The 22,003-nt window shown below is 31.5% G+C and carries 19 protein-coding genes; 8 read left to right on the top strand and 11 right to left on the bottom strand.

The window, feature by feature from the left end; genetic code table 11:
• Positions 1-322: 322 nt before the first annotated feature.
• A complete protein-coding gene (locus ACIQZ1_RS06920; RefSeq protein ID WP_396160251.1) occupies positions 323-1,231 on the bottom strand; it encodes an NAD-dependent epimerase/dehydratase family protein in 909 nt (302 codons plus the stop codon).
• 368 nt (positions 1,232-1,599) lie between these two features.
• Between ACIQZ1_RS06920 and ACIQZ1_RS06925 the strand changes: the two genes are divergently transcribed.
• Positions 1,600-2,469 carry an aldo/keto reductase family oxidoreductase gene (locus ACIQZ1_RS06925; protein WP_396160252.1) on the top strand — a complete coding sequence of 290 codons (870 nt, stop codon included), beginning with the start codon at positions 1,600-1,602 and terminating at the stop codon, positions 2,467-2,469.
• Positions 2,470-2,472: 3 nt separating this feature from the next.
• Positions 2,473-3,603, top strand: coding sequence for an ATP-binding protein (locus tag ACIQZ1_RS06930; RefSeq protein ID WP_396160253.1), 1,131 nt, complete (start codon positions 2,473-2,475; stop codon positions 3,601-3,603).
• Here ACIQZ1_RS06930 and ACIQZ1_RS06935 read toward each other — a convergent pair.
• A complete protein-coding gene (locus ACIQZ1_RS06935) occupies positions 3,600-4,274 on the bottom strand; it encodes an SCO family protein (RefSeq protein ID WP_396160254.1) in 675 nt (224 codons plus the stop codon). The two genes, ACIQZ1_RS06930 and ACIQZ1_RS06935, sit on opposite strands and share 4 nt — an antisense overlap.
• Positions 4,275-4,419: 145 nt before the next feature.
• On the opposite strand from ACIQZ1_RS06935, the gene ACIQZ1_RS06940 reads away from it, so the two are divergent.
• The 4 genes from ACIQZ1_RS06940 to ACIQZ1_RS06955 all read left to right on the top strand — a co-directional run bounded on the left by ACIQZ1_RS06940 (position 4,420) and on the right by ACIQZ1_RS06955 (position 9,557).
• Positions 4,420-6,528 carry a M13 family metallopeptidase gene (locus tag ACIQZ1_RS06940; RefSeq protein ID WP_396160255.1) on the top strand — a complete coding sequence of 703 codons (2,109 nt, stop codon included), beginning with the start codon at positions 4,420-4,422 and terminating at the stop codon, positions 6,526-6,528.
• A gap of 132 nt (positions 6,529-6,660) precedes the next feature.
• Positions 6,661-7,035 carry a ribonuclease P protein component gene (rnpA, locus tag ACIQZ1_RS06945; RefSeq protein ID WP_396160256.1) on the top strand — a complete coding sequence of 125 codons (375 nt, stop codon included), beginning with the start codon at positions 6,661-6,663 and terminating at the stop codon, positions 7,033-7,035.
• Between the two features lie 64 nt (positions 7,036-7,099).
• The gene (locus tag ACIQZ1_RS06950; protein WP_396160257.1) at positions 7,100-8,734 is read left to right on the top strand and encodes a S41 family peptidase; all 1,635 of its coding nucleotides are present in this window, start codon (positions 7,100-7,102) and stop codon (positions 8,732-8,734) included.
• Between the two features lies 1 nt (position 8,735).
• The gene (locus tag ACIQZ1_RS06955; protein ID WP_396160258.1) at positions 8,736-9,557 is read left to right on the top strand and encodes an OmpA family protein; all 822 of its coding nucleotides are present in this window, start codon (positions 8,736-8,738) and stop codon (positions 9,555-9,557) included.
• A 12-nt stretch (positions 9,558-9,569) separates the two neighbouring features.
• Here ACIQZ1_RS06955 and ACIQZ1_RS06960 read toward each other — a convergent pair whose 3' ends face one another.
• The 4 genes from ACIQZ1_RS06960 to ACIQZ1_RS06975 form a co-directional block, all read right to left on the bottom strand.
• Complete coding sequence (locus tag ACIQZ1_RS06960; RefSeq protein ID WP_396160259.1) at positions 9,570-10,013, bottom strand: GNAT family N-acetyltransferase; 444 nt, start codon at positions 10,011-10,013, stop codon at positions 9,570-9,572.
• Positions 10,014-10,128: 115 nt separating this feature from the next.
• A complete protein-coding gene (locus tag ACIQZ1_RS06965) occupies positions 10,129-11,832 on the bottom strand; it encodes a transglycosylase SLT domain-containing protein (RefSeq protein ID WP_396160260.1) in 1,704 nt (567 codons plus the stop codon).
• A 194-nt stretch (positions 11,833-12,026) separates the two neighbouring features.
• Positions 12,027-12,482 (bottom strand): hypothetical protein, encoded by a 456-nt coding sequence (locus tag ACIQZ1_RS06970; protein ID WP_396160261.1) that lies wholly within the window; start codon positions 12,480-12,482, stop codon positions 12,027-12,029.
• Positions 12,483-12,485: 3 nt separating this feature from the next.
• Positions 12,486-13,673: a phosphoglycerate kinase gene (locus tag ACIQZ1_RS06975; RefSeq protein ID WP_396160262.1), complete on the bottom strand. Its 1,188-nt coding sequence runs from the start codon at positions 13,671-13,673 to the stop codon at positions 12,486-12,488.
• A 104-nt stretch (positions 13,674-13,777) separates the two neighbouring features.
• Between ACIQZ1_RS06975 and ACIQZ1_RS06980 the strand changes: the two genes are divergently transcribed.
• Together ACIQZ1_RS06980 and ACIQZ1_RS06985 are read left to right on the top strand one after the other, a co-directional pair.
• A complete protein-coding gene (locus ACIQZ1_RS06980; RefSeq protein ID WP_396160263.1) occupies positions 13,778-14,938 on the top strand; it encodes an ATP-binding protein in 1,161 nt (386 codons plus the stop codon).
• 29 nt (positions 14,939-14,967) lie between these two features.
• Entirely contained in the window at positions 14,968-15,345 is a 378-nt protein-coding gene (locus ACIQZ1_RS06985; RefSeq protein ID WP_396160264.1) for a DoxX family protein, read from the top strand.
• 173 nt (positions 15,346-15,518) lie between these two features.
• Here ACIQZ1_RS06985 and ACIQZ1_RS06990 read toward each other — a convergent pair whose 3' ends face one another.
• The 5 genes from ACIQZ1_RS06990 to mnmG all read right to left on the bottom strand — a co-directional run bounded on the left by ACIQZ1_RS06990 (position 15,519) and on the right by mnmG (position 21,969).
• Positions 15,519-15,827 carry a GIY-YIG nuclease family protein gene (locus ACIQZ1_RS06990; RefSeq protein WP_396160265.1) on the bottom strand — a complete coding sequence of 103 codons (309 nt, stop codon included), beginning with the start codon at positions 15,825-15,827 and terminating at the stop codon, positions 15,519-15,521.
• Positions 15,828-15,904: 77 nt separating this feature from the next.
• A complete protein-coding gene (locus ACIQZ1_RS06995; protein ID WP_396160266.1) occupies positions 15,905-18,184 on the bottom strand; it encodes a helix-turn-helix domain-containing protein in 2,280 nt (759 codons plus the stop codon).
• Positions 18,185-18,321: 137 nt separating this feature from the next.
• Entirely contained in the window at positions 18,322-18,870 is a 549-nt protein-coding gene (locus ACIQZ1_RS07000; protein ID WP_396160267.1) for an OmpH family outer membrane protein, read from the bottom strand.
• Positions 18,871-19,133: 263 nt separating this feature from the next.
• Positions 19,134-19,982, bottom strand: coding sequence for a class I SAM-dependent methyltransferase (locus ACIQZ1_RS07005; protein ID WP_396160268.1), 849 nt, complete (start codon positions 19,980-19,982; stop codon positions 19,134-19,136).
• A 115-nt stretch (positions 19,983-20,097) separates the two neighbouring features.
• Complete coding sequence (gene mnmG / locus ACIQZ1_RS07010) at positions 20,098-21,969, bottom strand: tRNA uridine-5-carboxymethylaminomethyl(34) synthesis enzyme MnmG (RefSeq protein ID WP_396160269.1); 1,872 nt, start codon at positions 21,967-21,969, stop codon at positions 20,098-20,100.
• Between the last annotated feature and the right edge of the window lie 34 nt (positions 21,970-22,003).

Here is a 22,003-nt window from a genome sequence, read left to right on the forward strand (position 1 = left end):
TGGAATTTACATTTCATTGACTACTTTTATAATTAAATTCATACTGTTTATAAACAGTTTAATATTTTTTCAATTAAAAATAATTTATACAACAAAAGTACTTGTTTTTTTTAAATTTCAAACGCTTCATTTATAAAAAGTAATATGTTTATAAGTATTTACTATTATATAATATAAGTTATTAATTATTAAATTGTAGATTATCTTTTGAAATCTTCTGTTTTTAATACCATGTACTCAATAATATCTGCAGTGTTTGTATTATAATACATTCTACATAGGTGTTGAGAATATTAGTTAAGTAAAAAAAATTCAGTACAATTTATATTTTTATTGAATCATAATACTCAATAGTTTTTTGCACAGCGATTTCTGTTTCAAAAGGCATTTTATTCATCTCTAGAACTTCTTTTAATTTGTTCCCGTTAATGATTCTTGATTGAGAAATTTCTAAAAGCTTTTTAGAATTATATTCCCATTTGAATATGTCGCCTATTTTTGCAACAAGATTTAATAAGCCTTTTGGCACTTTAATGATTTTGGCTTTTTTTTCGAAAACATCAGCAATCCAATTGACCAATTGTGTAGTTTCTATTGGCTCGTTATCTGAAACATTATAAATTCCTGAAGGAACTGATGTTTTTTCAGAAATTTGTGCGATAATTTCCGTCAAATTATCAATATAACAAAAAGATTTTTTTGTGTCAAAGACACCAAAAAACCAAGGAAACTTTTTACAGAAACTAAATGTATCATGAAGAATACTTTTGGTTTCTCTTCCATAAACGGGTGCTACTCTTAATATAATGGCTCTTTTTCCTTCTGGTAAATCTTGCTTTAAAATGAACTGTTCCGCATCAAATTTTGATAGAAGATAAGGATTAGTTGGATTTAATTTGGCATCTTCTGTTACTTCTAAAATTTGCTTATCAATTAATTCAGTGGTGCTTAAAAAGATAAAAGTTTTTGCGTTAGAGTTTAAGAAAAATCTAAATAATTTTGCCGTTAGTTCTGTATTAACTCTAAAATATTCTTCATCAAACGCACTATCCAGAGGATTTAAATTTATAGCCGCCAAATGAATAATCGTTTCAGTTTCTAAAGGCATCATTTTGTGCCAATTTTGAAAGCGAAGTGAAATTGATTTGTTTTTTTTAGATTTTGAATTAAAATATTTTGTAAGGTTTTGTCCGATATATCCAGTAGTTCCTGTTAATACAATTAGGCTCATAATTAATTTTTCATTAAAAGTGCTAAAATACAAATATTATTTTCAAAAATTTAATTTTAATAAAATATTGTTTATTCAATTATTGTTTAACTAATTCTTAATCCGAATTTTACAGTTGTGAATAATAGAAATGATTTGGTTATTTATTCTATAAAAAGAAAAATAAACAGTTTTAATTTTATAAATAACTTAAATAAATATGATACCAACGAATTTTAATAATATTAATGTTTTTATGTAAAATAATAATCATAAAAATTATGATAATTTTATTCGTTGATGTTACTTCTCGGTTAAATTATTCGTAAATAGTTATATCTTTATAACTAATTAAAAAATACTTATTATTTTTATAAAAAATATCTGACATGTCTATTCAAAAATCATCTATAATTGCCGGAACTATGAATTGGGGAAAATGGGGAAGAAATTTTAACCAAACTGACATTCAGCAACTCATTACTACTTGCGTTAAAGAAGGGGTTTCAACATTTGACCACGCTGATATTTATGGCGGCTATACCACAGAAGCCGATTTTGGAAATGCATGGGGTCAAATGGATATTGACAGAAAAGAAGTGCAATTTATTACAAAATGTGGTATAAAATATGTTTGTGAGGAACGAGAGTACGGAATTAAACATTACGATTATACAAAAGAACACATTGTTTGGAGCGTTGAAAATTCATTAAAAAATTTACAAACCGATTATATTGATGTGTTGCTTTTACACAGGCCGAGTCCGCTTATGGAAACTGAAGTTGTTGCTGAAGCTGTTTCTGAACTTAAAAAATCTGGAAAAATACTCGCTTTTGGCTTGTCAAACTTTACACCTTCACAAACCGATTTAATCAAAAAATATAGTTCCGTATCCTATAATCAAATTCAATTTTCTGCTACGCATTTACAACCAATGTTAAACGGAGAATTGGATTATATGGCACTACATAACATTCAACCTATGGCTTGGAATCCTTTAGGATCTGTTTATAAAGAAGTTATTCCGCAAACCATTCGATTAAGAAATTTACTTCAAAAATTAACTAAAAAATATAGCGTTTCTGATGACTTACTCCTTTTGGCTTGGGTTTTAAAACATCCAGCAAAGATTCAGCCTGTTATTGGCACTACACAAATTGATCGCATTAAAAGCTTGAAATATCTTAAAAGTTTTGAATTAGAATTAGAAGATTGGTTTGCGATTTGGACAGAAAGTATTGGAACTAAAATTCCATAAATTATGATTAATAAACGGCTTTTGGTTAAAAATTTATTGGCACATAATAACGAAAATAGTTTTTATGATAAAAAACGCCAATTAAATTTGCATACCAAAGAAGGAAAAGGAAAGTTTTTAAAACATATATGCGCCTTATCCAATTCCAACCCGTTTAATAATTCCTATATTGTAGTTGGTGTTGAAGATGATAATAATGAAATAGTTGGCGATGACTTTTTTGATGATAGCCGAATTCAAAATCTTGTAAATGCTTATTTAGAAAATCCACCTAAAATTACTTATGACAATATCTCTTTCCCAAATTTACCAAAAGAAAGAGTCGTTGGTTTGGTTACTATTAAACCAAAAAATAAAATTTCCTATTTTAAAAAAAATATTTATACGATATTAATTAATAGTACTTTTATAAGAATAGGAAGTAACACCGTTCCTACTGAAGAAAAAATTGCGGTTTCAAAATCAAATGTAGCCACAGTTATTAGTATTGAAAATAATTCAAGAAATAGTATAGCGCTCACCCTTGAAAGTGTATTGGATTTTATAACAGTTCGACACAAAGATTTAGATAATCAATATCAAGTGTTTAAAGAGAATTTTGTGGTGTGTTGGGCTGGAAAAAAACATATAGTTCGAAATGAAACGTATTATTCGAGAGTCGCTATTGAACTGATGAACGAACAAATTAAGCTATTTTATTCCAACCAAGATGAAGTAATTATTCAATACGATGATGATCGATTTACAATTACAGAATATGTAAAACTAGGTTTAAATGATGCCACTAGTTATTATCCGTTAGAGCGTTTAACCTTTCATTTTTATGATAACGGCTATTATAAAATGGAAACTGAACTGCTTTTTGAACCGCCACAATACAATAAAAAATTACTTTTTCATATTTATAATGCCGTTAGAAACACTCTTGATAAATTAGAGAAAAATATAGAGGTTTTAGAAGAAGACGTTTTAAGAATTGCGCCTACATTAATGATTTGCTATTTAAACGGATTTACAGATGCTAAACAAAAGCTTATAGAAGCAAAAAGCGTATTAAAAGCGTATCCAAATTCAATGGCTTTTCTAAGTTTTAAAGATAGTCTGAGAATTTTAAGAAAGATGAAATACAATTAATCTTTCTCAGATAAAAATTCGATATCTTCCACTAATTGTGTGAGGTTTTTTTCGCCTTTTACGTTTTTATCTATATTCAATCCGTTGTAAAACCCTCTAATTCTACCTTTTTGATCCACTAAAACAAAGTTTTCGGTATGTACCATATCGTAAAGTTCTTCAAGTTTACCTGTTTTTACAACCAAGTAAGATTGCCGTGCTATTTTATAAATTTCTTGCTGATTTCCGGTGACTAAATTCCATTTTACATCAATTACCCCTTTTTCTTTGGCGTATTTTTTTAATACCTCAACTGTATCTTCATCGGGAAAAACAGAATGAGAAAGCAGTTTCACTTTCGGATTGTCTTTTATTTTGTCTTGTAACCAAACCATATTATCTGTCATTTTTGGACAAATGGTTTGACAAGTCGTAAAAAAGAAATCAGCTACATAAATTTTGCCCTCATAGTCTTTATTTGTAATCTTTTTTCCGTTTTGATTGGTAAAAGCAAATGGTGCTATTTTATGGTTGTAACCTACATGCTGTACTAAAGAATCTACCAGCTCTGGGTTTACGTCTCTAGGGGTAATTATAGGTAAGGTTTTTTTGTTTAATAATGTGTAAATGGATATAAAAATTACAATAAGTAACCCCACAAAAAAGATATATAGTTTTTTATATTTTAGCATTTTTAAGGCTTTTTTTACAAAAATAAGACTATTTTATCTTATTAGGAATGTAATTAACAGTTTGTATCGTAAAATAATATAAGTTTTTTTAATAGATTTGTAATTCACATAACAATAAAAATCAACCATTTAAAAAATTATAAAAATGAAAAACAAAACCATACAAGCTAGTGTAGCAGTTGCCTTAGTTGTATTTTTTCAAAGTTGCTCTGTAACAATCGGAAAAGATGGACAACCAGGAAAAGACGGTCTTTCAGGTGAAGCTGTAGTTACAAAATCTGAAAAATTCGGAATTCGAACGGAGTTTATGGATACTTCTGTAAAACCAAATGACGACTTTTTTAGATATGTAAACGGAACTTGGTTAGATAAAACCGAGATTCCTGCCGACAGAACCCGTTGGGGAAGTTTTGACGAGTTAAGAAAAAACACAGACGATGATGTAATGGTTATTTTAAAAGAAGCCGTTGCTAATAAAAATTTGGATCCAAAATCAGACCAAGCAAAAGCCGTAAATTTATACAAATCGATTTTAGATACGGTTTCTAGAAACAAATTAGGTGTTGCGCCAATCAAACCTTATTTAGAAAAAATAAACGCGGTAAAAAATAGTACCGATTTAATGAATCTATTAGTTGAAACCAAAGCTGATGCAAGTTTAGGTTTTTTTGGTTCATTTGTAGGTGCCGATGCTAAAAACAGCAACAAAAATGTTGTATATGTAGGAACAGGAAGTCTGGGTTTACCTGATAAAGATTATTATATGTCTGACAAACCTGACACGAAAGAAAAAAGAGAAAAATATGTGTTACACATTGCTAAAATGTTTGGCTATTTAGGTATGGATCCAAAAACCGCTTCTGAAAAAGCAGCAAGAGTTTTGGCTTTCGAAATCTCTTTATCGGAACCAACTTTAGACCGAGTAGAAAGACGTGACCGTCGCAAAACATACAATCCGATGTCTGTTGCCGATTTACAAAAAATAGCGCCATCAAATAATTGGGCTGCTTATTTTGAAAAATCTGGATTTAGTAAATTGGATTCTATTGTGGTTTCTCAACCAAAATACCTTACTAAATTAGACGAAATTCTTAAAGAAAATAAAGTAGATGATTGGAAAGCCTATATGACTTGGACACTTTTACGTTCGAATGCCGATGAATTAACCACCGAAATTGAAAAAACAGATTGGGATTTTTACAGCAAAACCTTGTCTGGTGCTGTAAAACAAAGACCTGCTACGGAAAGAGCTTTAGCAACTGTAAACGGTGTTTTAGGTGAGGCTTTAGGAAAATTATACATTGAGAAAAAATTTCCAGCTGCAGCGAAAACAAAAGCAGAAGCAATGATTGCTAATGTATTTAAAGCATACGAAAATCGTATCAATAATTTACCTTGGATGACACCTGCAACACGAGCAAACGCGATTCAAAAATTAAAAAAATTCCGTGTAAAAATAGGATATCCAGATACTTGGAAAGATTATAGTGCTTTACAAATAAAAAGTCCCGAACAAGGCGGAACACTTCACGAAAATTCTTTGGCCATCAGCCGTTGGAGCAACAAAGAAAACGTTTCAAAACTTGGAAAACCAGTCAATAAAGAAGAATGGGGAATGTCGCCACAAACGGTAAACGCTTATTATAGCCCAACCAATAACGAAATTGTGTTCCCAGCTGCTATCTTACAGCCGCCTTTTTATGATTACAGAGCAGATGAAGCTGTAAATTATGGTGGAATTGGCGGTGTAATTGGTCATGAAATTTCTCACGGATTTGACGATTCGGGTTCAAGATATAACGCAGAAGGAAACTTAATTAATTGGTGGAGTGATGAAGATTTAAAACAATTCACTACGTTAGGAACGGCATTAGCCGATCAGTATTCTGCTTTGCAGCCGTTACCAGGAATTTATGTAGATGGTAAATTTACATTAGGTGAAAATATTGGCGATTTAGGTGGTGTAAACGCCGCATATGACGGATTACAAATTTATCTTAAAGAAAATGGAAACCCAGGTTTAATTGATGGTTTTACACCTGAACAACGTTTTTTCCTTTCTTGGTCTACGATTTGGAGAAGTAAAATGCGTGATGAAGCCATTAAAAATCAAGTAAAAACAGATACGCATTCACCAGGACAATATAGAGCCTATGTGCCGCTTCAAAACATTGAATCTTTCTATAAAGCATTTAATATTAATGCCGGAGATAAAATGTATATCGCTCCAGAAAAAAGAGTAAAAATTTGGTAACAAGCAACTATTGCCTTTCAATCTGAACGTGTTTCAGATGCTAAAACGAATTGAAAACCTGAAATGCTGAATTTAGTTCAGCATTTCAGGTTTTCTCTTTTTATACCGTTTCCTTTTTTATACATTTGCCTTATGCAATTTTCTTATCCAAATAACGAAAAACTAAAAAGCCATAAAACAATTGATCTTTTGTTTTCTGAAGGAAAATCTATATCTAAATATCCGTTACGATTGGTTTATGTTAAGAATACTGACCAAACAAATACTGAAAAAATTTTAATGGGCGTTTCCGTTTCTAAAAAATATTTTAAACGAGCGGTTGACCGAAATTACTTTAAAAGAGTACTTAGAGAATGTTATCGGTTAAATCAAAACCTATTGAAAGACAACCTCCAAACACCTTATGCTTTTATGTTTTTTTATCAAACCAAAGAAAAATTATCGTATCAAGAAATAGAAGAAAAAACCATACAATTATTTCAAAAATTTAGTGAAACGATTAAGTAAATTCTGAAATTTTTATCGGTTTCAACTATTTTAATTAAATTAGTAAAATATTATACCTCAACTCATGAATTTTTTTAACAAAAGAAAAGTAATAATTCCCACGCTTGTAGCTGGATTTTTATTTGTAGCCGTAAGTTTTCAAAACGATTTTTTTGCCTTAGCCAAACAAATTGAAATTTTTACGAATCTATATAAAATTGTCAACCAAAATTATGTAGATGAAACCAATCCAGGAAACTTAATGGATGTGGCAATAAAAAGCATGCTAAGTGAATTGGATCCTTATACCGTTTACTTTGATGAGCAAGATGTACTAAAATTTAAAATAAATAACACAGGAGAATATACCGGAATTGGTGCCATTATTACACGAAAAGATGATAAAATAATCATAAAAGAAGTATACGAAAATATGCCTGCCGATAAAGGCGGTTTTAAAGCAGGTGATGTCATTACCCAAATTGGAGATGTCGTACTAAAAGATTTTAAAGACGACGCTTCTCAGCTACTAAAAGGGGCAAAAAACACTAAAATTGATATTGTATATTTCCGTCAAGGTGTTGAGAAAAAAGGACAAATTATTTTAGATGAAGTAGAAATAAAAGCCGTTCCGTATTATAAATTATTAAGCGACAAAACAGGTTATATTGTGCTTCAAAAATTTAACGAAAAAGCTTCTGCAGAAACCAAAGCCGCCTTACTAACATTAAAAGAACAAGGCGCTACAAAAATTATTTTAGATTTACGAGACAATCCTGGCGGGTTACTTCACGAAGCGGTTAATATTTGTAATTTATTTGTGCCAAAAGAAGAAATTATTACCACAACAAAATCGCAAAACAAAACACATAATCATATTTATAAAACGAAAAACGAACCCGTAGATACTGAAATTCCATTAGTAATTATTGTAAATGACAGAAGTGCTTCGGCATCTGAAATTGTTTCGGGTGCGTTGCAAGATTTAGACCGAGCAGTTATTGTAGGAAATAGAAGTTTTGGAAAAGGATTGGTGCAACGTCCATTTAATTTAACCTATGGTACGCAAGTAAAAGTAACCATTTCAAAATATTATACGCCTTCTGGTCGTTGTATACAAGCTACTGATTACAGTAAAAAAGACGCCAATGGAAAAGCCATAAAAACAGCTGAAAAAGAATATAACGCGTTTAAAACTAAAGGCGGAAGAATTGTTTACGATGGCGGAGGAGTTTTGCCAGATGTAGAAATTGCTGATATGAAAAAAAGCGCCACCAGTTTAAGTATTGCGAACTCAGATGCTGTTTTTGAATTTGCAAACGTGTTGTATTACAGAAATCCAAACGCAAAAAGCGCAAGCAATATATCAGAAGCTGAATACAACGAGTTTAAAGCGTTTTTAAAGAAAGAAAGGGTTGAAATCAACAATAACAGCGAGAAGTCTTTAAAAAACCTTTTAGAAGCCGCTAAAAAAGATAAAATAGATGCCGACATTCAAGTAGAAATAAAACAATTGGAAGCCGCAATTGAAAAAACAAAAGACAAAGAATTAGATAAAAACAAAGAAGAAATTAAACGTCTACTTTTACAAGAATTACTATTACGTTATGGCTATAGAAACGCGTTTTACGATTATGTTTCCACTAAATATTCTGATGTACTAAAAGCGCAACAAATATTAAATAATCCAACAGAATACAAACAAATATTAAAAAAATAAAATGAAGAAAATAGTTGTATTTCTATTTTTAATTGCTTCTTTTCTTGGGTTTTCTCAAGAAGAAACCGTGCATTCTATTTATTTTGATACCGATGTGCGTGAAATAAAACCTTTACAAGCTGAAGCAGTTGTCTATTTTTTAAGTTTGATTGATACCACACGGCTTCAAAGTGTATCTATTTATGGCTATTGCGACGATGTAGGTAAAATAAATTACAACTACAAATTGTCTCAAGATCGCGCCAATAGTGTCAAAAACATGTTGGTAAAAAAAGGTGTGAAATATAAAATTATTGTAAAAATTGAAGGAAAAGGAAAGGTACTTATAGATGAAGATTTAGAAGAAGACATTCCTGAAGCCAGAGCTAAAAACCGTCGTGTAGATGTGGTTTTAAACTTTAAACCTTTAGTGGTGGAAGAACTAAATATTCCTGGTTTATATAAAACCATCAGAAAAAATGCATTAGTAGGCGATCGGGTGTATTTAGATAAATTACTTTTTGATAGTGGCAGCAGCAGACTTAAACAAAGCGCTATTAAACAACTCGAAACGATAGTTGTTTTACTAAAAAGATATCCCAACATTCAAATTGAAATTCAAGGTCACGTTTGCTGTACGCCCCCACCTCATAAAGACGCTGTTGACTTGGAGACACGAAAAAGAGAATTATCAAAAAATAGAGCAGAAAGAGTTTATAAATTTTTACACAGCAGAGGCATTGGTAAAGTCCGGATGACTTTTAAAGGATACGGAAACACACAACCCATAGGTAAAGATGAGCAATTTGACAGAAGAGTGGAATTGGTTATTACGAAGATTTAGAAGAAATTTTAACTACATTTTCCTCATTTCAATATGCGGAATATCGTCTTCCAAATAACTTTCACCAACTACTAAAAAACCATGACTTTCGTAAAATTTCTGCAAATATAATTGGGCGGAAATTGTAATTTTTGTTTCCTGAAAAAGGGTTTTAATCGCATCTATAGAAACGCGCATCAACTCGTGACCAAATTTTTTATCTCGTTGCGATTCTTTAACAATTACACGACCAATCGAACTGTATTCAAAATAATCTTTTGGTTTAAAAAGGCGAGAACAAGCAACCAAAACTCCGCCAGAATACCCTAAAACATGAATCGCTTTTTGGTCTTTTCCATCAATGTCTTGATACACGCAATTTTGCTCCACTACAAATACTTCTGAGCGCAATTGCAACAAAGCATATAACTCATCCGTAGAAAGTTCGTGAAACGGCTTTATTTTAAATTGAATCATTTTATTAATTTGAAAGACAAAACTAATCCTTTTTTGTTTATTGAAACAAAAATACCTTTGTAAAGCTTTTAATAATTAAACTTTTACAAAGGCATTGATGTAATAAAAAATGTTTTTATCCTTGAATTTTTAATTTCATTCCAGGTTGAATATTATCTGTTTTCAGATCGTTTTTCTTTTTTAAATCGTCAGTCGTTAAATTCGGAAATTTTTTAGTGATTGAAAAAATAGAATCTCCTTTTTGTACAATATAATAATCTTCTTTGATTTCAATTTTACTTTTCGCAGAAGAATATTTATTTTCTGTTGGTTTTTCAGTATTTACAGCAACTGCATTTTCAACTTCTGGTTCAATTATTTCGGTTTTCGGCTTCGGTTTTTTGACGACCTCGTTGACCGTGACTTTTTTGGTAGTTTGTATCACTAAACTTTGTCCGGCATTAATGGTACTCCCTTTAATATTGTTCCATTTCCTTAAATTAACAATACTTACGTTATTTTTGTCGGCAATTTGACTAAGGGTTTCCCCTTTTTTCACTTTATGGAAGTTTTTACTTACTACTTCTTTGGTGCGTTTCTTAAGCACTTCTTCCATCTCAACAGGCTCGTTATTCGCAACTACAAGACTTGTGGCTACTGCTAAAGAATCTTGTTTGGCAATGCTGTCGCGTTTTTTAGCTTGAAGTGCTAACTGAAGGTTTCTTACTTTTTCTTGTTCTAAATATGCTAAATAGCCATATATTTTTTCTTCGTTCGAAACAAAAATCCCAATTTTATTTTTCGGTAAACGCAAATAAAAATATTCATCGTCAATTGAAGGAATGTATTTTGATTTGTAAATTGGATTTAAGTATTCTAATTGTTCCTCTGAAATATCCAATAAATCCGCTAATTGCTTAAATGTCATGGCTTGTTTTACCATAACGGTATCGGTTTCAAAATACGTCATTTCTGCTTTTTTAGGCACCAAACCGTGTTCTTTTTTATACTCGTAAATGTACATAGTAGCTAAAAAAGCAGGTAAATAATTAGCCGTTTCTCTTGGTAAATATTTTCTAATTTCCCAATAATCTGTTTTTCCACCAGAACGTCTAATGGCTTTAGAAACATTTCCAGGTCCGCAATTGTACGAAGCTAAAACCAAACTCCAATCGCCAAAAATGGCATACATATTCATCATATAATGACAAGCTGCTTCTGTTGATTTTATTGGGTCATGACGCTCATCTACATACGTAGAAATGTTTAATTTGTATTGTTTACCAGTTGCTGGCATGAATTGCCATAAACCACCGGCGCCAACTTTAGATTTTGCTTTAGGCTGTAAAGCCGATTCTACAATTGCTAAATATTTAATTTCTAAAGGCAAATTGTATTTTGATAATTTTTCTTCAAATAATGGAAAATAATATTCTGCAAGCGCCATTTGTCTTTCAAAACTTTTAGTTCTGTTTTTTAAGAAAGATTTAATTACGTTTTCTAAAGCAGGATTGTACTCAATAACAAACGGCGATTGCACGTCTAATTTTCGTAATCGCTTTTTTAATACTTCCGTGTCTAAGTTATACGCCACTTTCTCGTCGATATTCATGTTTTCAATATCAAAAAACATTTCATTTGACAAGGTAGCGTCAGACAATTCTTTCAGCCATCTTTCGTCGATACAATTACTTGTTGCGTGGTGTGTAAAGGTCGCTTTAAGCGAATCCAAATACGATATTTTGGGTGTAAAAAGTGTGGGTGTTACCTGCTGACTTTCTTGAGCAAACAAAGCATTTGTCAGAAAAAGACCAAGGGTTAGTAAAACTATTTTTTTCATTCTTTTTATATGTTTTTTCTCCATCAATTCCGGAGTATTTTATCTAAATCATTAATATACAATTACTTGTATAAACGCAAATATATTTTATTTATTGCTAACTACCCAACTTTTAACGTTTAAATTTTACGTTTTAACGTTTTTTTTAGGGATTTCGTCGGTGATTTGGTTAAAGAATTAGATCTAAATTAATTTTAGAAGATGTCTGATTTCCATTTTCCAGAACAGGTCATTCCCCAATCCTTGGCTTCTTTATTCATATCCCAATACCAATAATTTAATCCTTTTTCAAAACCTCGACCAATCATTACTTGTGTAATCAAAATATTTAATCCAGAAAACACAATTAGTACAACTATCATTACTTTATAAGCAACAATAATAATTTTAGATTCTGAAATATTTTTAATTAATCTCGAAATTAAGTGATGAAAAAGAAACAAAATAAAACTCCAAATCAAGACATTTAATACTAATCCTGAAATGCTAAAAAAATATTCCATTGAACTTCCTAATGATTCTTTTTTGAAAACAAATGGACTTCCATAATATGTTGGAAATGCTTCAGTTCCATCACAATTATACTCGATTCCTAAAATCATTGATAATGTAATACCAAGCGCTATAAAAGGAACGATTGCATATTTCATAAACTACTTCAAAATAGCAGCAATTCCTGGTAATGTTTTTCCTTCTAACATTTCCAACATCGCACCGCCACCCGTAGAAACGTAGCTCATTTTATCTTCTAAACCAAATTGTTTTACTGCTGCTACACTATCACCACCTCCCACTAAAGAGAAACATCCGTTTTTAGTAGATTCGGCAATAAAATCGCCAAGGGAAATGGTTCCGTTGGCAAACGTTGGCAATTCAAACACACCAATTGGTCCGTTCCAAAGTATGGTTTTTGAGTTTAAAACAACTTCTTTAAATTGCTCTAATGTTTTCGGACCCGCGTCTAAACCTTGCCATCCAGCAGGAATTTCAGCCACATTTACTACTTGTGTGTTGGCGTCATTTGAAAACGCATCAGCGGCTAAAACATCTACAGGTAAATGAATTTTCACACCTTTTGCCGTAGCTTGTTTCATAATGTCTAAAGCCAATTCCATTTTGTCGTCTTCACAAATAGAATCGCCGATATTTCCACCCATCGCTTTAATGAAGGTAAACGTCATTCCACCACCAATAATCATATGATCCACTTTGTCTAAAATGTTTTCAATAATGGTGATTTTAGAAGACACTTTACTTCCTCCAAGTATTGCTGTAACTGGTTTTTCAGAGTTTTTTAATACTTTATTGATGCTTTCAATTTCTTTTGCTAATAAAGCGCCGAAACATTTATCATTTGGAAATTCGTTAGCAATAATTGAAGTTGAAGCGTGGGCTCTATGTGCTGTTCCGAAGGCATCGTTTACATACACATCGCCTAAACTAGCTAATTCTTTAGAAAAACCAACATCTCCAGCTTCTTCATCGGCATAAAAACGTAAATTTTCCAATACTAAAATTTCGCCATTTTGAAGATTTGCAGCGGCTTCTTTAGCAATTTCACCTCTACAATCTGAAGCAAATTTTACTTTTTTTCCTAAAACTTCTTCAATTTTATAAACAATATGACTCAAAGAATATTTATCTTCTTTTCCTTTTGGTCTTCCTAAGTGCGACATTAAAATAACCGCTCCGCCATCGTTTAAAATCTTATCAATAGTTGGTTTTGCAGCTTCAATTCGGTTGGCGTCGGTAACTTTAAAATTTTCATCTAAAGGCACATTAAAATCTACACGGATTAAGGCTTTTTTATTTTTAAAATTGATGTCGAAAATAGTTTTCATAGGATTGTGTTTTGTTGTTTTTAGTTTGATGTTGTGTCTTTATGATATTTGCAAATATAAAATTTTGATTTTAAACCAAGATAAAAATCACTTATATTTGCTACATGCTATTTAATGACATACTTGGTCAAGACCATATTAAAAACTTTTTAATTACTACCGCTAACGCAGGAAGGGTGCCGCATGCTCAATTGTTTGTTGGTCCTGAGGGTTCGGGAACGTTGCCAATGGCTATTGCCTACGCACAGTACATTTTGTGTAACAATACTGGTGGGGAAAACAACACGGGAAACGGTGCTTGCAATTTAAAATTTGAACATTTTTCTCATCCTGATATGCATTTTGTGTATCCAATTACAGCTACAGACGATGTAAAAGGTGATAATGTAGTTAGTGCCAATTTTTTAGATCAGTGGCGCAGTTTTGTTAAAGAAAACCCATACGGAAGTTTATTTGACTGGTATAAAAAATTAGAAATTCCTAAAAAACAAGGAATTATTAGTGTTAAAGAATCGGCGGCAATTAATAAAAACTTATCATTAAAAGCATATGAAGGAGGCTATAAGGTATTGATTATTTGGATGGCCGATAAAATGAGAACAGACGCAGCAAATAAATTACTGAAATTATTGGAAGAACCACCAGAAAAAACGGTTTTTATTTTAATTTCTGAAAGTATTGACGATTTACTACAAACGATTATTTCTCGTTGTCAAGTTGTTGATTTTTTAGCTATACCAGAACAAATTATTACTGAAAAGTTAATTTCTAGTCATCAAGTTGAGGCAAATTTGGCAAAAAAAATAGCCCATCAGTGTGATGGTAATTACAATAAAGCCTTACATTTTTTGCATCAAGATGGTGATGATTCTGTATTTGAAGAATGGTTTATCAACTGGGTTCGTGCGGCATTTAAAGCAAAGGGAAATGCAAGCGTAATTGCCGATTTAATTTCTTGGAGCAGCACTATTTCAAAAGAAGGCAGAGAAACACAAAAAAACTTTTTACAATTTTGTATTCAATTTTTCCGTCAAGCCTTGTTGTTAAATTATCAAGCTACTGATTTGGTGTATTTAGAACCAAATTTTGAGAATTTTAAACTCGAAAAATTTGCACCTTTTGTTCACGGAAATAATATTGCGGATATTTTTAAAGAATTGGAAGATGCCATTTATCATATTGAAAGAAACGGAAATAGCAATATTATTTTAACCGATTTATCGATTAAATTAACACGCTTGTTGCATAAAAAAGAAATAAATTAAACGCATAAACAAACCAAAAAATAAATACTATGAATGAATTTGCACTACTATTATTAGCTTTTTTAGCCATTACTTTTTTACAATCAGGATACGATAAAATTACCGATTGGAACGGAAATGTAAGTTGGTTAAAAGGTCATTTTTCTCAAACATTTTTAAAAAACCAAGTGCCAGCGGCTTTGTTAACGGTTTTAGCTTTAGAAATTGTAGCTGGTGTTTTGTCTATCATGGGAATTGCTGAAATCATCACGAGCGGCAGAACAATTATGGGTGATTATGCTTGTATGGTTTCGTGTATAACGCTTTTGTTGTTGCTTTTTGGACAAAGAGTTGCAAAAGATTATGACGGCGCCAGAACGATTGTAATTTATTTAATTCCGGCTTTGTTGGGCGTGTATTGGTTGTAACAAAATTTACGTGAGACCATTTCAGGGTGACAAACGTTGTGTTGTGTTATATTTACCGTATTAATTACACCCAGTTTGTCTTGCTGAAAGCATCTCTTTTATTGAATTGAAAAAAGTTGTGTTGTTTTTCCACACTTTTTTCGCAAAGTTTGTCTTGCTGAAAGCATGTCAAGTCAAATCGTATCGTTTAAAAAATCCAAATTTGTATTGAAATTTTTAATGAGTTCAAGTTTACGATCTCGTTTCATTAATTTAATTTCTTTTTCTCTTTCTATTGCTTGTTGAACACAACCATAATGTTCATAATATAGCAGGTAAGACACATTGTATTTTGCAGTAAAACTATTTGGATTTAATTTTGATTTGTGTTCGTGCAATCTTCTTTTTAGATTATTGGTCATTCCTGTATAAAGCACTGTTTTTGCTTTATTTGTAAGAATATAAACGTAAAAATTATAAATTCCTTCTGTAAATTCGATCATTGATTTTGGCGGTTTAAAATTATTAATATTGTGCGAGACCCTTTCAGGGTGACAAACTGTGTGGTGAAACTATATGCTTATTTCTTCAAGCTCACTTTAAACAAACGTAATTCTTCCCAAGAGAATTGATTGCCGTGTTTTTCTTTTAAAAGACCTAAGCCTTCATTATTATAGTCCTTAAACGCTTCTTCTAAAGCTGCGATTTTTTCATCGGACATAATATCTGAAATAGTTAATGCTTCCATTTCAATAAGTTTCGTAAAATGTAAATAAATCGAACTTACGGTAAGTTTTCTTTTGGCAGCAATCTCTTCCACGGATAGATTTTGTTTCCAAAGTTCTAAAGTAATTTCAATGGTTGTCTTTTTTGGTTCGGTTGATTTGTCTTTTTTGGCTTTAGTTTTCTTACTAAAAGTTTCCGAATGATCTTTAGCTACAAAACCATCAATTTCCTTGAATTTTTCTGATAACGAAGCTATTTTATTAATTTTATAAAACTTCATTTCATCAGACGACATGGTGTTTTTATTAAAATCAATTCCATTTACTAAATTTTTAATCAACAGCATCGATTTTTTCAATTGTAAAACCGTTTTTACTTGAATTTCTTCAAGTTCCAAAAGTTCATCGTGAAACGTTTTAGATTTTTTTAAGTTGCTTACTTCAGCAATTTTTAATAGTAAATCGGTTACCTGATAATCTAATGTTTTAAAATAATACTGATAAGCCGCTTCGCATCGTTCCGCTAAAAAGGGAATATCGATAACTTCTTGAAAACAAATTTTCTGAATTTGATTACTGAATTTTTGAGATGTTTCTGATAAAGCCGCCACAATACTTTCGTTTTGTTGTGCCCATATTCGGTATTTTGATTTTGATGAATTGGCTACTTCGTCATTATAAGAAAATAAATGATTGCGCCATTCTTGTGCCAATTGTCTGAAATCGAAACTTTTACATAATTCTAATCGTAAAAAAAGCTTCGTTTCTAATACTAATGATTTTTCTAGTACAATTTCGTCTGCTTTATTATTGGCGTAATTTAATACTTCGATATCTGAAGAAATGCCGTTTAATTGTATCGGAGAAAGTAAAATTAAGCCTTTTAACGATCGAAGTCGGGATAAAGCCACATATGCTTGTCCAGGCGCAAAAACACGTGAAACATCTAAAGCAGCGTTGTCGAAAGTTAATCCTTGACTTTTATGAACCGTAATTGCCCAAGCTAATTTTAATGGATAATGACTAAATGTTCCTATAACTGTTTCCTCAATTTCTTTTGTGTCAGGATTTACGGTATATTTTATGTTTTCCCACGTGTAAAGATCTACTTCAACCGTTTTGTTTTCTTCTTCAAAATATACCAAAATTTCTTTTTCAGCTAATGAAGTGATTTTACCTATTTTTCCGTTAAAATAATTTTTTTCAAAAGAGGTGTCGTTTTTAATAAACATTACTTGAGCACCCACTTTTAAATCCAATTTTGGTTCAATGGGATACATTTTTTCGGGAAAATCTTCCACAATTTCGGGAAAGTAAGAAACTGTTTTGGCTTTTAATTCTGTTAAAGCTTCTTTATTAATTTCGTCTGCTTTTGCATTGTGCGTAGTAACAATAATACAACCGTTATGGTTTTTGATATTAAAATTTGGATGTACATATTGATTTAAAACAGCAATATTTTCCGTTGTAATTTTATTATTTCTTAAGTTATTTAAAATAGAAATGAATACTTCATCATCTTGACGATAAATTTTATCCAATTCAATATATAACGGTAGATTTTGTTGTATTACTTGCGAATGAAAAAAGAACATACCTTGATAATAGTTCTTTAATTCGTACCATTCTTCTTGCTTAATTACGGGCGGTAATTGCAATAAATCGCCTATAAAAAGCACTTGAACGCCACCAAAAGGCGCATCGATTCGTCGCACTTTTTGTAACATAAAATCGATTGCATCTAACACATCCGGACGAAGCATAGATACTTCATCAATAATTAACAATTCTAAATTAACTAGCACTTGTTTTTTAGTGCCGTTCATACGGAAATGTTTGCTAATCGTACTTTTCGTTTCAAATTTATATTGATACGAATTGGAATCTATAACCTTATAATCAGGAATAAAGGCCGCGAACGGCAATTGAAACATAGAATGAATGGTAACACCACCAGCATTAAGTGCGGCAATTCCGGTAGGGGCAACTACTACCGTGTTTTTGTGTGATGTGGCAATAATTTCTTTAAGAAGTGTGGTTTTACCTGTACCTGCTTTACCTGTTAAAAAAACAGATTTGTTGGTTTGGTTGATAAATTGTAACGTGTACCGAGCGGCTTTTGATAGATGATTCATTTGGCGTATAATTTAGGTTAAGAGTAATGGCAAAGAATTGAATTGTTTGTTGATAAACAAATTTAATAGAAAATAGATTCTGAAACAAATTCAAAATACTAAAAAATAAAAAGCCTTGATTTCTCAAGGCTAAATTGTTATTTTTTTTCTTTCGTTGCTTTGTATTGATCGTTTAGCTCTTTTAGTAGCTTATCTGTTAAGTTATACGAATCTTTTGCATAAATTACAGAAGGAGCGTCTTCTGAAGTAGTAAAAATATAATCGAATTTTTCTTTTTTACCGAAATCTTTGATATATTTTTTTACTTGTTTAATTAAAGTGTCTTGTAATTTTCCGCCTTCTGTTTGAATTTGTGCTAAAACTTGATCTCTTTCTTGTAAAATTTGTTGTTCTCTTTGTTGTAATTCGCCATATTTTTGTTGTGCCCAAGCTTGTCCGTTTGCTTGTGCATTACTTTGAAAAGCGTCTTTTTCCGCTTGTAATTGTCTTCCTTTCGCTTCTAATGGTCGTCCTAATTCTTCAGATTTAACTTTAAATTTTTCGTTTTCATCTTTAAATTTTTCGTATTTTTCTAATAAAACAGAAGTATCAATATAACCTGTTTTAAAATCTGCTTTTGAAGTTGTTGTTTCTTGACAAGAAATTAATGCTACACTTAATGCAACAATGCTTACTAATTTTTTCATTTTTTTATAATATGATTATTAATAGGAATCGGTTTTAGAAACCGATTTTGTAATTTTGGTAAAAATAATAGGTTTCTTTTAATTTTTAATTCTTTTTTCAAAATAAATTAAAAAACAAGTACTATAAGAAAACTTTATGTGTTTTTAAATATACAATAAGAAATTACTATTAAAACCGACTCGTTTAAACCTTTGTTTTATTAATTATCTTTTTTCTTAAATGTATTTAGATGTTTTTACAAGAAAAACGCTTTAAATCGTATTTATTTGTTTTTTATGATGTAAATGTGAGAAGAAAACTCCTTTTTGAACAATCCTGACACATTTGAACGTAATCCAACTAAAAATCCTTTTACGAAACTCATTTTTCCATTTTTATATTTTTCAGATAATAAAGAAACGTAAAAACTATCGAACCACATTGGTTTTACTTTTTTCAATTCCATATCCACATCCGAAAACAATCTTTTTATACTGGTTTTTGAAAAATGCCATAAATGACGTGGTACATCATACGCTGCCCAAAAACGATTGTAATATTTAGCATCGTACGATTTATAATTTGGCACCGCTATAATAATGGTTCCGTTTGGCTTAACAATACGTTTTAAATTGGTGATATATTCTGTTAAATTTGGTACGTGTTCTAAAACGTGCCACATAGATACCACATCAAATGTGTTTTCTGGTAAAGCAAAAATATCTTCTGTAAACAAAACGCCTTTTTTAGCAGCCAATTGTTTTGCGTCAGAATTTGGTTCAAAACCTAAAATCGACCAACCTTGATTTTTAGCTTCCACTAAAAAATCGCCCGTTCCACATCCAATGTCTAACAACTTACCTTTACTGTTCTGTTCTTTATTAAGTAATGAAACTTTCCCTTTAATTGCATTTCGTTTTACTAAATGGTATATTTTTTCAAACAGCGTTCTTTTACCATCTGTGTGTGAAATATAATCTTCACTTTCGTAATACTTTGGTAAAACCTCTAACGAAGGAGTAGGGTGTGTTTTTAATATATCGTATTCTTTGTTATATAACAAGGAAAAGGTTTCTTTTGAAACCGAATGATCTTTGACAATTATAAATTGGTTTTCTTCTAAAAAATTCATTTTCTCTCTTTATTTATAGGCTTTAACAAGGTTGTTTCACGTGGAACTTTTATATAGTGCTCAGTGTTCAGTTGTACGTGATCAGTACTATTGACAACGAATAACGGAGTGCTAATTAACGACCCATATGAATTAGTAGTACCGAAATATCACTTGGCGAAACACCACTAATACGTGATGCTTGTGCTATAGTTGTTGGTCTAATTTTTGTTAGTTTTTGACGCGCTTCAATAGAAATCGCTTTTATTTTATCAAAATCATAGTTGTCTGGAATGCGAACATCTTCAAGACGATTCACTTTATCTGCGTGATTTTTCTCTTTTTCGATATAGCCAGAGTATTTCACTTGAATTTCGGCTTGTTCAATTACTTCCTGATCTAAATTATTTTCTGAAATATAATCTGTTACAGCTTTAAACTTTAATATATCATCTAAATCAATTTGTGGACGCGAAAAAACTTTAAACATTTTATCGCCTTGCGTCATCAAACTAGATCCTTTTTCTTCTAAAATAGGGTTGGCCACTTCTGCTTTAATACTTGTTTCTTTAAAGAAAGTAACAAATTTATCAGAAGCATCTAATTTATATTCCATTCTTTTTAAGCGATCTTCTTTTGCTAAACCAATTCCATATCCTTTAGGAGTTAAACGTAAATCGGCATTATCTTGTCGTAATAATGTTCTGTATTCTGCGCGAGAAGTAAACATTCTATATGGTTCTTCTGTGCCTTTTGTGATTAAATCGTCAATTAAAACACCAATATAGGCTTCATCACGTTTTAATATTAAAGGTTCTTTTTCTTGTACTTGTAATGCTGCGTTAATTCCAGCCATTAAACCTTGAGAAGCGGCTTCTTCATAACCAGTTGTACCATTAATCTGTCCGGCAAAATATAACCCATGAATTAATTTTGTTTCTAAAGTGTGCTTCAATTGCGTAGGAGGGAAGTAATCGTACTCAATTGCATATCCAGGGCGGAAAAACTTCACGTTTTCAAATCCTTCTACAGAGCGTAAGGCTTTAAATTGTACATCTTCAGGAAGCGAGGTAGAAAAACCGTTTACATATACTTCGCAGGTTTTCCATCCTTCAGGTTCGATGAATAATTGATGACGTTCTTTATCAGCAAAACGGTTGATTTTGTCTTCAATAGAAGGGCAATATCTTGGTCCGATAGATTTAATTCGTCCATTAAACATTGGGCTTCTATCAAAACCTTCACGTAATAAATCGTGAACTTTTTCTGAAGTATACGTCATAAAACAAGAACGTTGTTCTGTAAGTGGTTTTGTAACGTCGGAATACGAAAATTTAGAAGGGTTTACATCTCCAGGTTGTTCAATCATTTTAGAATAATCTAAAGAACGACCATCTACTCGAGGCGGCGTACCTGTTTTCATTCTTCCTGATTCAAAACCTAATTTTAATAAATCTTCAGTAATGCCAAAAGAAGCGCTTTCGCCTGCACGTCCTCCTCCAAATTGTTTGTCTCCGATATGAATTAAACCATTTAAAAAAGTACCGTTTGTAAGTACTACCGTTTTAGCTTTAATCTCTAATCCTAAAGATGTTTTAATACCTACAATATGATTTCCTTCTGTTGTAATCCCAGAAACCATTTCTTGATAAAAATCTAAATTCGGAGTACCTTCTAACATCATTCTCCATTCTTCAGCAAAACGCATTCTATCGGATTGACAACGAGGCGACCACATTGCTGGTCCTTTTGAAAGATTCAGCATTTTAAACTGAATGGCTGTTACATCCGAAACAATCCCTGAATAACCACCTAAAGCATCAATTTCACGAACAATTTGACCCTTTGCAATGCCTCCCATAGCTGGATTACACGACATTTGAGCAATGTTTTGCAAATTCATAGTAACCAATAAAGTACTACAACCCATGTTGGCGGCAGCAGCGGCTGCCTCGCAACCTGCGTGACCGGCACCTACAACAATTACATCATATTTTTCTTGAAACATATCTTTTGTTCCACGTGAAACACGTGGTTAATTT

The sequence above is a fragment of the Flavobacterium sp. genome (assembly GCF_044341185.1).
Taxonomy (GTDB): domain Bacteria; phylum Bacteroidota; class Bacteroidia; order Flavobacteriales; family Flavobacteriaceae; genus Flavobacterium.

Excerpts from the sequence above, each read along its gene's own strand:
- ACIQZ1_RS06920 (WP_396160251.1), bottom strand. The coding sequence starts at position 1,231 with ATGAGCCTAATTGTATTAACAGGAACTACTGGATATATCGGACAAAAC.
- ACIQZ1_RS06925 (WP_396160252.1), top strand. The coding sequence starts at position 1,600 with ATGTCTATTCAAAAATCATCTATAATTGCCGGAACTATGAATTGGGGA.
- ACIQZ1_RS06930 (WP_396160253.1), top strand. The coding sequence starts at position 2,473 with ATGATTAATAAACGGCTTTTGGTTAAAAATTTATTGGCACATAATAAC.
- ACIQZ1_RS06935 (WP_396160254.1), bottom strand. The coding sequence starts at position 4,274 with ATGCTAAAATATAAAAAACTATATATCTTTTTTGTGGGGTTACTTATT.
- ACIQZ1_RS06940 (WP_396160255.1), top strand. The coding sequence starts at position 4,420 with ATGAAAAACAAAACCATACAAGCTAGTGTAGCAGTTGCCTTAGTTGTA.
- rnpA (WP_396160256.1), top strand. The coding sequence starts at position 6,661 with ATGCAATTTTCTTATCCAAATAACGAAAAACTAAAAAGCCATAAAACA.
- ACIQZ1_RS06950 (WP_396160257.1), top strand. The coding sequence starts at position 7,100 with ATGAATTTTTTTAACAAAAGAAAAGTAATAATTCCCACGCTTGTAGCT.
- ACIQZ1_RS06955 (WP_396160258.1), top strand. The coding sequence starts at position 8,736 with ATGAAGAAAATAGTTGTATTTCTATTTTTAATTGCTTCTTTTCTTGGG.
- ACIQZ1_RS06960 (WP_396160259.1), bottom strand. The coding sequence starts at position 10,013 with ATGATTCAATTTAAAATAAAGCCGTTTCACGAACTTTCTACGGATGAG.
- ACIQZ1_RS06965 (WP_396160260.1), bottom strand. The coding sequence starts at position 11,832 with ATGAAAAAAATAGTTTTACTAACCCTTGGTCTTTTTCTGACAAATGCT.
- ACIQZ1_RS06970 (WP_396160261.1), bottom strand. The coding sequence starts at position 12,482 with ATGAAATATGCAATCGTTCCTTTTATAGCGCTTGGTATTACATTATCA.
- ACIQZ1_RS06975 (WP_396160262.1), bottom strand. The coding sequence starts at position 13,673 with ATGAAAACTATTTTCGACATCAATTTTAAAAATAAAAAAGCCTTAATC.
- ACIQZ1_RS06980 (WP_396160263.1), top strand. The coding sequence starts at position 13,778 with ATGCTATTTAATGACATACTTGGTCAAGACCATATTAAAAACTTTTTA.
- ACIQZ1_RS06985 (WP_396160264.1), top strand. The coding sequence starts at position 14,968 with ATGAATGAATTTGCACTACTATTATTAGCTTTTTTAGCCATTACTTTT.
- ACIQZ1_RS06990 (WP_396160265.1), bottom strand. The coding sequence starts at position 15,827 with ATGATCGAATTTACAGAAGGAATTTATAATTTTTACGTTTATATTCTT.
- ACIQZ1_RS06995 (WP_396160266.1), bottom strand. The coding sequence starts at position 18,184 with ATGAATCATCTATCAAAAGCCGCTCGGTACACGTTACAATTTATCAAC.
- ACIQZ1_RS07000 (WP_396160267.1), bottom strand. The coding sequence starts at position 18,870 with ATGAAAAAATTAGTAAGCATTGTTGCATTAAGTGTAGCATTAATTTCT.
- ACIQZ1_RS07005 (WP_396160268.1), bottom strand. The coding sequence starts at position 19,982 with ATGAATTTTTTAGAAGAAAACCAATTTATAATTGTCAAAGATCATTCG.
- mnmG (WP_396160269.1), bottom strand. The coding sequence starts at position 21,969 with ATGTTTCAAGAAAAATATGATGTAATTGTTGTAGGTGCCGGTCACGCA.